Source organism: Kitasatospora sp. NPDC089509 (assembly GCF_044749365.1).
In the GTDB taxonomy this organism is placed as follows: Bacteria; Actinomycetota; Actinomycetes; order Streptomycetales; family Streptomycetaceae; genus Kitasatospora.
Genome location: NZ_JBIVHS010000015.1, coordinates 189,743 through 199,801, shown reverse-complemented (window position 1 = coordinate 199,801; position 10,059 = coordinate 189,743). Strand labels below are relative to the sequence as shown.

General features: G+C 71.8%; 8 protein-coding genes. 2 read left to right on the top strand and 6 right to left on the bottom strand.

The window, feature by feature from the left end; translation table 11 throughout:
* The first annotated feature begins 32 nt into the window (after positions 1–32).
* Together ACIP4P_RS28355 and ACIP4P_RS28350 are read left to right on the top strand one after the other, a co-directional pair.
* The gene (locus ACIP4P_RS28355) at positions 33–899 is read left to right on the top strand and encodes a helix-turn-helix domain-containing protein (RefSeq protein ID WP_400923144.1); all 867 of its coding nucleotides are present in this window, start codon (positions 33–35) and stop codon (positions 897–899) included.
* 48 nt (positions 900–947) lie between these two features.
* A complete protein-coding gene (locus tag ACIP4P_RS28350) occupies positions 948–2,405 on the top strand; it encodes an aldehyde dehydrogenase family protein (protein ID WP_400923143.1) in 1,458 nt (485 codons plus the stop codon).
* Between the two features lie 37 nt (positions 2,406–2,442).
* Here ACIP4P_RS28350 and ACIP4P_RS28345 read toward each other — a convergent pair whose 3' ends face one another.
* The 6 genes from ACIP4P_RS28345 to ACIP4P_RS28320 all read right to left on the bottom strand — a co-directional run bounded on the left by ACIP4P_RS28345 (position 2,443) and on the right by ACIP4P_RS28320 (position 9,881).
* A complete protein-coding gene (locus ACIP4P_RS28345; protein ID WP_400923141.1) occupies positions 2,443–3,375 on the bottom strand; it encodes an AraC family transcriptional regulator in 933 nt (310 codons plus the stop codon).
* 14 nt (positions 3,376–3,389) lie between these two features.
* Positions 3,390–4,316 (bottom strand): NADP-dependent oxidoreductase, encoded by a 927-nt coding sequence (locus ACIP4P_RS28340; protein ID WP_400923139.1) that lies wholly within the window; start codon positions 4,314–4,316, stop codon positions 3,390–3,392.
* 209 nt (positions 4,317–4,525) lie between these two features.
* Positions 4,526–6,361: a bifunctional metallophosphatase/5'-nucleotidase gene (locus ACIP4P_RS28335; RefSeq protein ID WP_400923137.1), complete on the bottom strand. Its 1,836-nt coding sequence runs from the start codon at positions 6,359–6,361 to the stop codon at positions 4,526–4,528.
* A 259-nt stretch (positions 6,362–6,620) separates the two neighbouring features.
* The gene (locus ACIP4P_RS28330; RefSeq protein WP_400923135.1) at positions 6,621–7,139 is read right to left on the bottom strand and encodes a hypothetical protein; all 519 of its coding nucleotides are present in this window, start codon (positions 7,137–7,139) and stop codon (positions 6,621–6,623) included.
* Entirely contained in the window at positions 7,126–8,793 is a 1,668-nt protein-coding gene (locus tag ACIP4P_RS28325; protein WP_400923133.1) for a VWA domain-containing protein, read from the bottom strand. The genes ACIP4P_RS28330 and ACIP4P_RS28325 overlap by 14 nt, the downstream gene beginning before the upstream one ends.
* Entirely contained in the window at positions 8,790–9,881 is a 1,092-nt protein-coding gene (locus tag ACIP4P_RS28320) for a substrate-binding domain-containing protein (protein ID WP_400923131.1), read from the bottom strand. The genes ACIP4P_RS28325 and ACIP4P_RS28320 overlap by 4 nt, the downstream gene beginning before the upstream one ends.
* Positions 9,882–10,059 lie beyond the last annotated feature (178 nt).

Below are 10,059 nucleotides of genomic sequence, written 5' to 3'. Positions count from 1 at the left end.
GGGGGGCTGCGCGAGTGCGGAGGGTGACTTCGATGGGCACGACTCAGGCAGGCGGGGGCGCCACCGTACGGCGTCTGCTGCTCGGCAGCCAGCTGCGCAAGCTCCGCGAGGCCAGAGGCGTCAGCCGGGAGGAGGCCGGGTACTCGATCCGCGCCTCCGAGTCCAAGATCAGCCGGATGGAACTCGGCCGGGTCGGCTTCAAGGAGCGCGACGTCGCCGACCTGCTGACCCTGTACGGCGTGGACGCCGAGTACGAGCGGGCCAATGTGCTCGGGCTGGTCCGGGAGGCCAACGCCACCTCCTGGTGGCACGACTACGGCGACGTGCTGCCGCCCTGGTTCCAGAACTACCTCGGACTGGAGGAGGCCGCCGCCGAGATCCGCAGCTACGAGGTCCAGTTCGTCCACGGGCTGCTGCAGACCGCCGACTACGCCCGCGCGGTGATCGCCGCCGGCGGCCACTGCGAGCAGGAGGAGGAGATCGAGCGCCGGGTCGAGGTGCGCCGCAAGCGCCAGGACCTGCTCACCGCCGACCACCCGCCCCACCTGCTCGCCGTCCTCGACGAGGCCGCGCTGCGCCGCCCCTGGGGCGGGCCCGGGCTGATGCGCGGCCAGCTGGACACGCTGCTCGAACTCTCCGAACTGCCCAATGTGCGGCTGCAGGTGCGGCCGCTGGGCGGCGCCGCGCTGAGCGCCGAGAGCGGCGCATTCAGCGTGCTGGGCTTCTCCGAGGCCGAACTCGCCGACGTGGTCTACCTGGAGCAGTTCACCACCGCGCTGTACGTGGACAAGCCGGCCGAGGTCGCCTCGTACCGGCAGGCGATGGACGGCCTGGCCGCCGAGAGCCTCGGCCCGGAAGAGACCCGCGGTCTTCTGCACTCCGTACGCCAAGAGCTTTGACACATCAGTACGATGAGGTCCCATCAGGTCGGGCACGAGAGGGATCAGATGTCGTACTTCTCCGAGTTGGCGCTGCAGTACATCGACGGCGAATGGTGCGGCGGCGGCGGCTCCTGGGACATCGTCGACGTCGACCCCTACACCGGTGACAAACTGGCCACCATCACGGTGGCCACCGTCGCGGAGGTCGACCGGGCCTACCGCGCCGCCGAGCGCGCCCAGCGCTCCTGGGCCGTGACCAACCCGTACCGGCGCCGGCTGGTCTTCGAGCGCGCGCTGCGGCTGGTCGAGGAGCGCGAGGGCGAGATCGTCGAGGCGATCATGGTCGAGCTGGGCGGCACCGCGCTCAAGGCGGGCTTCGAACTGGGCCTGGTCAAGGACATGTTGCGGGAGTGCCTGCACCTGTCGGTCGCCTCCGAGGGGCGGCTGCTGCCCTCCACCGCGCCGGGCAAGGAGAACCGCCTGTACCGGGTGCCGGTCGGCGTGGTCGGCGTGATCAGCCCGTTCAACTTCCCGCTGTTCCTGGCCCTGAAGGCGGTGGCCCCGGCGCTCGCGCTCGGCAACGGCGTGGTGCTCAAGCCGCACCAGGAGACCCCGATCGTCGGCGGCAGCCTGATCGCCAAGCTCTTCGAGGACGCCGGCCTGCCGCCCGGCCTGCTGAACGTCGTGATCACCGACATCGCCGAGATCGGCGACAGCTTCCTGGAGCACCCGGTGCCCAAGGTGATCTCCTTCACCGGCTCCGACCAGGTCGGCCGACACGTCGGCACCGTCGCCGCCGCGCACTTCAAGCGGTCCGTGCTGGAGCTCGGCGGCAACAGCGCGCTGATCGTGCTCGACGACGCCGACGTCGACTACGCCGTGGACGCGGCGGTGTTCAGCCGCTTCGTCCACCAGGGCCAGGTCTGCATGGCGGCCAACCGGATCCTGGTCGACCGCGCCGTGCTCGCCGAGTTCTCCGCGAAGTTCGTCGCCAAGGTCTCCTCGCTGACCGTCGGCGACCCCAGGGACCCGGCCACCCACGTCGGCCCGCTGATCAACTCCGTCCAGGCCGACGCCATCAACGCCCAGGTCGACCAGGCGATCGCCGGCGGCGCCACCGCCCTGCTGCGCGGCACCACCACGGGCAGCCTGATGGCGCCGTCCGTGCTCACCGACCTGGCCGAGGACGCGCCCATCCTGCAGCGCGAACTCTTCGGCCCGGTCGCCCTGTTGGTGCCCTTCGACGGCGAGGAGGAGGCCGTCCGACTGGCCAACGCCTCGCCGTTCGGGCTCAGCGGCGCGGTGCACACCGCGGACCTGGAGCGCGGGGTGCGGGTCGCCCAGCGGATCGAGACCGGCATGATCCACGTCAACGGCGGGACCATCGCGGACGAGCCCGGGGTGCCGTTCGGCGGCGAGAAGAACTCCGGGGTCGGACGGCTCAACGGGGAGTCCACGGTGGACGCCTTCACCACGGTGAAGTGGATCTCGGTGCAGCACGGGCGGGCGCCGTTCCCGTTCTAGCCGTTCCCGTTCTGGGCCCCATTCAGGGCCTGCTGCGTCACGCGGCGCGGGCCTCCCGGCGGTAGCCGCCGGGGGCCTGCCCGAACTCCCGCTTGAACGCCTTCGCGAACGCGTACTCCGAGCCGTAGCCGGTCTGCGCGGCCACCGACGTCAGCGGCGCCTCCGACTCGCGCAGCAGCCGGGCGGCGGTGGTCATCCGCCAGCGGGTCAGGTACGCCATCGGCGGCTCGCCCACCATCGAGGTGAAGCGGCGGGCGAAGGCGGCCCGGGACAGGCCCGCCCGCTCCGCCAGCGACTCCACCGTCCACGGCGTGGCCGGGGCCCGGTGGATCGCGGTCAGCGCGGGCGCGACCGCGGTGTCCCGCAGCGCGGCCGCCCAGCCGGCCGCGCCCGCCGCGGGCTGGTCCTCGAACCAGGCTCGCAGGATGTACAGCAGCAGCGAGTCGACCAGTGCCGGGACGATCCCGGTCGAGCCGATCCGCGGGTTCTCCAGCTCGGCGCCCAACAGCTGGACAGCGGAGGCCAGTTCGGGATGGCGGCCGTGCCGGGTCGGCAGGTGGATCAGGGCCGGCAGTTGGCGCACCACCGGGTGCGGACGGCCCTGGTCCAGGTGGTAGCTGCCGCACAGCAGGCTGGTCGGGGCGCCGTCGCCACCCAGGGTGAGGGTGCCGATCGGGGAACCGCCCTCGATCCGGCAGTCCTCGGCCTCCACCGGCACGGTGTCCGGGTGGTCGGCCAGCACGTGGCCGCGGCCGTCCCGCAGGAACACCACGTCCCCCGGGCAGAGCGGGATCGGCCCGCCGGCGCTGTCGCCCACCGGGATCAGCCAGCAGGTGCCGTACAGCACCACGTGGAAGCCGGCTCCGGCCACCGGGGGCAGGCGCAGTGCCCAGGGCGCCCGGCCGTCGGTGCGCACGGACGCCGGGTGGGCCGTGCGCATCGAGGCCAGCGCCTCGGTCAGGATGTCCATCGTCCGCCCCCTGCTCACTCGACCGTCAGCACGACCTTGCCCTGGACGGTACCGGAGCCGACCAGCTCGTGCGCCCGGCCGGCCTCGGCGAGCGGGAAGGCCGCGGCGACGTGCGGGCGGATCCGGCCCTCGTCGACGAGGGCGGCGATCGCCTCCAGCGAGGCGTAGTCCGGCTCGACGGAGACGCCCGCGAAGCGGCGGCCGGCGGCCTCGATCGCGGCGGCCAGCTCCCGGTTCCCGTGCTCCATGATGCTGACCAGGGTGCCGCCGGGCTTGAGCACCTTGAGGGCGTTGGTGCCCTCGGAGGAGGAGTCGAAGACGACGTCGAGGTCCTTGGCCGCCTCGGTGTAGTCGGTGGTCCGGTAGTCGATCACCTCGTCGGCGCCGAGCTCCTTCAGGAACGCGTGCTTGGGTGCGCTCGCCAGCGCGATCACGTACGCGCCACGGGCCTTGGCGATCTGCACGGCGAGGTGGCCGACGCCCCCGGCCGCGCGGTGGACCAGCACCCGGTCGCCCTCGCCGACCTCCGCCAGGTCCACCAGGCCCTGCCAGGCGGTGAGCGCGGCCAGCGGCAGGGCGGCGGCCTCGGTGTGGTCCAAGGTGGCGGGCTTGCGGGCCAGTTGGCGGGACGGCGCCGCCACGTACTCGGCGTAGGCGCCGGCCGCGCGGGGGAAGAACGGCATCCCGTACACCTCGTCGCCGACCCGGTAGCGGGCCCCGGGGCCGGTCGCCTCGACCACCCCGGAGACGTCCCAGCCGATGGTGAACGGCGGCTCGCCCAGCAGCGGGTAGGCCCCCGCCCGCACCCCCACGTCCACCGGGTTCACCCCGGCGGCCTTCACCCGCACCAGCACCTCGCCGCTCAGCGGCTCCGGCCGCTCCACCTCGGCCACCCGCAGCACCTCGGGGCCGCCGAACTCCTGCTGCACGATCGCGCGCATCGCTCTCTCCCTCACCCGGTCCAACACCGGCCCCCCGTGGGGCCGTTCTCGATGGGCTCAACAGTAGGGAGATCGGAAGAGCGGATGAATATCCTCAAGTCTTCGCCGGATGTCCGATCGTCTCGCGGCACGAGCGGATCAGGCGGGGAGAACGGCAAGGGCCCCCGCACCGCCTGAAGCGGTGCGGGGGCCGAGCGGTACCCGAGGGCTTAGAACACCGGCTGGCCGGCGCGGACCAGGCGCCAGGAGTTGGTGAAGAAGTCGGCGGGGTCGATGACGCCCTTGGCCTTGACCCAGGCGATCATGGTGTTGCGGATCTCGTCCGAGTTCGCCCAGACCGACTTGGCGGAGGCGACGTGCGGGAAGTTGCCGCCGCCGTTGGCGCGGTAGTTGTTGACCGCGAGGACGAACTGGGCGTTCGGGTCGATCGGCTTGCCCTGGAAGCTGAGGTTGACGATCCGGCTGCCCTTGGGCTGCGAGATGTCGATGTCGTAGCTCAGGCCGTAGACCGAGTCGTAGTTGTAGTCCGGGGTGTCCTCGGCGTTGGTCAGGGTGTCCTTGTTGACCGCGGCGCCGACCGCGAGCTGGTTGTAGTACTTGGCCGAGAACTCCAGGTAGTCCTTGAGCTGGGCACCCGTCAGGAGGCGGGCCTCCAGGGTGTTCTCGTAGATGTACAGGCCGGCCGCGTCGCGCAGCTTGACCTGGCCGGACGGGATCAGCGCGGTGCGGTTGAACGGGGCGGCCTGGGCCAGGACCGGGAGGTTGGCGTACTGCCCGCCCGCCAGCGCGGCCTTGACGGCGTCGGCCTGGACCTTGCCGATCAGGTCGATGATCGGGGTGGCCTTGAACCGGGCGTCGGCGATGGACAGCTCGATCTTGCTGTTGCCGATGTTCTGGTTGACGTACTCGACGACCTTCTTGTGCTGGCCGAGGATGGCGTCGCTGATCTCCGGGTTCTCCGGCACGGTGTTGGAGTTCAGCACCCGGGAGGAGACCGAGGCGACCGTCCAGCGGCCGTCGGTGAACTCGACCTCGAAGTCGAAGCAGCTCAGCCGCTGGCCCCAGCACAGCGGCTCGGAGAGCACCACGGTCTTGCCGGTCTTCTTGTTGACGATCAGGCGCTGGGCGACCTCCTTGTGGGTGTGGCCCACCAGCACCGCGTCGATGTCCGGGACGGTCGCGGCCATCTCGCCGGAGGCGTCCTCGGGCCAGGGCAGCTGGTCGCCGTAGGTGGTGGCCTCGTCGATGCCGGAGTGGGCGGAGACCACGATGACGTCCGCACCGGCCGCCTTCATCCGGGGCACGTACTTGGCGGCGGTCTCCACGATGCCCGGGAAGATCATCTGGCCGGCCACGTTGGCCTTGTCCCAGATCGCGATGCCGGGGTTGGTGAGGCCGAGGATGCCGACCTTGATCGGGGTGTCCTCGTCCAGCCACACCTCCTTGATCACGTACGGCTTGAAGGCCGGCTTCTCGTTCTTCGCGTGCAGCGCGTTGGCGCCGAGCAGCGGGAACTCCAGCTGGTCCTCGAAGGCCTTCACGGTCGGGATGCCGTAGTTGAACTCGTGGTTGCCGAGCGCGGCCGCGTCGTAGCCCATGAGGTTCATGGCGACGGCCATCGGGTGGTCCGGCACGTTGTCGCCGTCGGTGGCGATCGGCTCGATCCGGGCGTAGTAGTAGGTCAGCTGGGTGCCCTGGATGATGTCACCGGAGTCGATGAGCAGGCAGCGGTCCCAGCCCTTCTCCTCGCGGACCTGGTTGGCCAGGGTGGAGACCTTGGCGAGGCCGACCGCGTTGTGCGCCTTGTCGACGTACTCGGCGTCGGTGAAGTAGTCCCAGTTGAGGACCCGGCCGTGCAGGTCGGTGGTGCCCATGACGGTGAAGGCCTGGCGGTGGGGCTTGCGCTTGTGGCCCTTGGCGGCCGCCGTGTCCGGCTCGGCGGCCGCGGCGGCGGGGGCGGCGGCGACGACGGCTCCGCCGGCCAGGGCGGCGCCTGCGGCGGTGGCGGCGGACCGGGTGACGAAGTCACGGCGGTTCAGCGACATGGACGACTCTCCCGAGTGGGGAACGACGGCGGATGGGCCGTCAACTTGTGTACGTGTGGGGTCCGTAGCGCGTCCGCTGCTGCGGTGACGCGCGTAGAAGGACGCGCGTAGAAGTGTGCCGTGCGGCCGGGGCGCTGAATAGTCCTCCGACGTTTCCAACAGGTGAGATCTTGGCGACTCGTTCGTGACCGGGATGGGGGGAGGAAGGGGTGGTAAGGGGCGGGAGGGCCGAAATCCGGCCACCCCGCCCCCGATCCCGTCACGCCGGATTCGACGCCCGGTCCAGCCCGGCGGACAGCAGCTTCACCTCACGGCCCAACTCGCCCGCCGGGTCCGGTGCGTCCGGGCCCGCCCAGGGCAGCCAGGTGCGGGCCCGCAGATAGCCGTCCACCGCGACCGGCAGGCCGTGCCCGACCACCGGGTCGGCCGCCGGACCGGGCCCCGCCTCGCGCAGCGACGCCAGCAGGACGTCCACCCCGGCGGAGGCTGGCAGCGGAACGGTGTCCAGGAACGCGGCCAGCGCCTCCAGTTCGGGGAACGGCGGGGGCGGTGGAGGCGGCGGCGGGGGCGGAGGCGGCGGGGGAGGCGGTGGCGGCGGGCCGGGCGTCAGCAGCGCGCCGACGCCGTACAGCCCCGCCACCACCGCCGGCCACCAGACCCCGCCCAGCCCGGCGAAGTGCAGCCCCAACCCGATCGCGCCGCCCCCGCAGCCGACCAGGTTCCGGGCCGACCCCAGGTAGTCGACCACCTGCCGGCCGTACCCGTCACTGGTAACCACGGATCTCCTCGAACACCCCGTCCAGCGAGCCGCCGCCGTCGAACAGCTTGCCGCCGCTGAGGTCCGCGATCCCCTGCAACTGGGCCACCGCGGCCTCGCCGAACTTGATCGGGAACACCGGGATCGACTGCTCCGCGGCCGGCAGCCCGTCGTGGAAGCGCTTGAAGTCCGCGTCGGTCGCGCCCTCGTTGCTCTCCCCGTCCGTCATCAGCACGATCGAGGTGAAGCGGTCGTCCCCCGCCGCCTTCTGCTGGCCCTCGACCACCCGGTACGCCTGCTCCAGCGAGTCGTACAGCGCGGTGCCGCCCTCGGCCTTCAACGACTGGACGTCGCCGTTGATCGAGGCCAGCTCCGCCTCCGGCCCCGGGGTGGCCCCCGAGGCCGGCACGACGTGCGTCCTCGTCCACTTCACCCGGGAGGCGAAGGAGATCAGCGTCACCTCCTCGCGGTCCCGGAACCGGCTCACCCCGCGGGTGTCGTCCGCGCCGGTCAGCCGGCCCAGCGCCGTCTTCAGCGAGTCCAGCCGCGGCCCGTCCATCGAGCCCGAGGTGTCCAGCACGTACACCGTCCGGGACGGCCGGCGCAGCTCGTTCTGGTACGCGGCCAGCAGGCCGTCCGCGACCGCCTTGGTGCCCGGGAACGGCAGCTCCCGGCGGCGGTCGGACGGCAGCCCCGCGGCCGGGGAGGCGCCGGCCGTCACCGGACGGCGCAGCGTCAGCTCGGAGATGCGTTTCTGCACGTCCGGCTTCAACAGGTAGCCGGTCAGCCGCTGGAAGGAGTCGCGCTCGCCCTGCTGCGCCGAGGACAGCAGCGACAGCGGGTAGTCCGCCGAGACCACGCCGTCCACCGGGCGCACCACGGTCAGCCGCTGCTCCGCCGGCAGCGTCCGGTTCAGCGACAGCAGCACCGACTCGTAGTTCACCAGGGCGCCGACCTTGCCCGGCTCCGCCCGGCCGTAGGCCTGGGCCAGCCAGCCGGAGGAGCCGGAGGTCAGCTTCTGGCCGGTGAAGAACTGCTTCAGCTGCGGCGCCGCCTTCCGCACGTCCGCCTCGGTCAGCGCCGCCCCCGCACCGGAGAACGCCGAGGCCACCGCGACCAGCGCGGAGAAACCGGAGTTGGAGCGGGTCGGGTCGGACATCCCGTAGGACAGCTTCCCGGCCGCGGCCGCGTCGCCGATCTGCGCCCAGGTGACCTTCGAACCGTCGCCCCAGCCGAGGTCGCCCAGGACCGAGGAACGCACCCCGACGGCCACCGGGGAGACCATCACCGGGGTCTCCGACAGCACCTTGGACCGGCCGGCCGGATCGAGCCGCAGGTACTGGTTGGACGGGAACCAGGTCGCGTCGTACTTGCCGTCCGCGCGGCCGGTGGAGACGGTGTCCGCGCCGTCCAGGGTGCCGGTGAAGGCGAGCTGCACCGTCACCCCGGTCGCCTTCCGGGCCTCGTCCAGGACCGGCTGGATGTCCTGCAGCTCACTGCCGGCCAGCACCCGCAGCACCCCCGGCTTCGGGGTGTCGGCGATCGGGTCGGACGGGTTCGGGTGCGGGGCCGGGCCGGACGAGGAGGTGCAGGCGGTGGCCGCGGCGAGCACCGCCGCCAACACGGCCGCGACCGCGGACGCGGCCCGACCGCGGTGCTTGGTACGGAGGTTCACTTCGGGGTCCCCTTGGCCGCGGCGGTCAGTTTGAGCAGGTTGTCCAGGGACGGCACGGTCGCCTGCTTCACCTGCGCCGCGTTCAGGTCCTGGGCGAAGACCGGCTGCTTGACGTTCTTCACCTGCTCGGCGAAGGCGTCGGCGCGGGCCTGCGGGCGGAAGCCGTACCGCACCTCCAGGCCGCGCAGCTTCTCGTCGTTCTGCAGCAGCCCGGCCAGCTTCCGGCCGTTGTCGGTGCGGGCGATGATGGTGTGGTCGGAGTACGCGGTGGTGTCCGGGTACATCACCACCATGTCCCCGGTCGGCTGGCCCTGCAGCGCCATCGCGGCGACCTGGGACTCGTAGCCGAAGATCAGCGGATTGCCGACGCCCGCCTGGAAGTCCCGGAACGGCTCGTCACTGCTGCTCTTCTGGCCGCCCTGCAGTGCCGTCGCCTGGTACAGCACCGTGTGGGCCCGGTCGACGCCGGCATCGTCCGAGACCACCGAGTGGCTGTTCAGGATGTACGACAGCAGCGCGATGTACAGGGCGCCCGAGGAGGAGCTCTCCGGGTCGGTGGTGGTCACGAACAGCGGACCGGCCAGCTCGCCGTGGCCCTGGACGCCCGTCAGGTCCTGCCACTTCCTGGCCGCCGTCAGGTCGTCGACGTAGGTGTCCATCTTGAACGTCCAGACGCCCGAACCCCCGTCCCTCGCCGCCAGGTTGTTCTTCGCGAGGATGTCCGCCACGTCCGCGTGGGTGACGATCACCAGCGGGGAGTAGAACGGCACCAGCGGTGAGTCCTGCTGTCCCCACTTGCGCTGGATCTCACGGGCCGGCGCGGTGCTCGCCGGGAACGCGAAGTCCAGGTCGCGCTGGCTCTTCGCCTGCTCGCTCATCGTCCAGGAGCCGGTGGAGTCGACGTGCACGTCCAGGCCCTGTTTCGTCAACTCCTTCCTCACCTCGGGGTCTTCGAAGAAGGCCCGCTTCTCCGAACCGATCAGCCCGGTGACCTTGACCGTCTTGTCCGGCCCCGGATCCGGGATCAGGGCGTACGTCACCCCGCCCAGCAGGGCCAGGGCCGCGAGCACCCCCAGAGCGCGTCTCATCGCGAGCGCCTCCCCCTCGTCGCTGCGTCACCCCCGGGTGCGACACCCGGGGGTGACGAGCGTCCCGCCGGGCGGGGAGCACGGACGGAAGCGGTGGTGAACCGGGGGTGAACACCGTTTCACGGAATCGCATCGGCCGGAGCCCCGGCACGGGGAACCGGGCGGCCGTCGCACACCG

Coding starts and splice junctions, on each gene's coding strand:
- ACIP4P_RS28320 (WP_400923131.1), bottom strand. CDS start 9,881: ATGAGACGCGCTCTGGGGGTGCTCGCGGCCCTGGCCCTGCTGGGCGGG.
- ACIP4P_RS28340 (WP_400923139.1), bottom strand. CDS start 4,316: ATGCGCGCGATCGTGCAGCAGGAGTTCGGCGGCCCCGAGGTGCTGCGG.
- ACIP4P_RS28345 (WP_400923141.1), bottom strand. CDS start 3,375: ATGGACATCCTGACCGAGGCGCTGGCCTCGATGCGCACGGCCCACCCG.
- ACIP4P_RS28350 (WP_400923143.1), top strand. CDS start 948: ATGTCGTACTTCTCCGAGTTGGCGCTGCAGTACATCGACGGCGAATGG.
- ACIP4P_RS28355 (WP_400923144.1), top strand. CDS start 33: ATGGGCACGACTCAGGCAGGCGGGGGCGCCACCGTACGGCGTCTGCTG.
- ACIP4P_RS28335 (WP_400923137.1), bottom strand. CDS start 6,361: ATGTCGCTGAACCGCCGTGACTTCGTCACCCGGTCCGCCGCCACCGCC.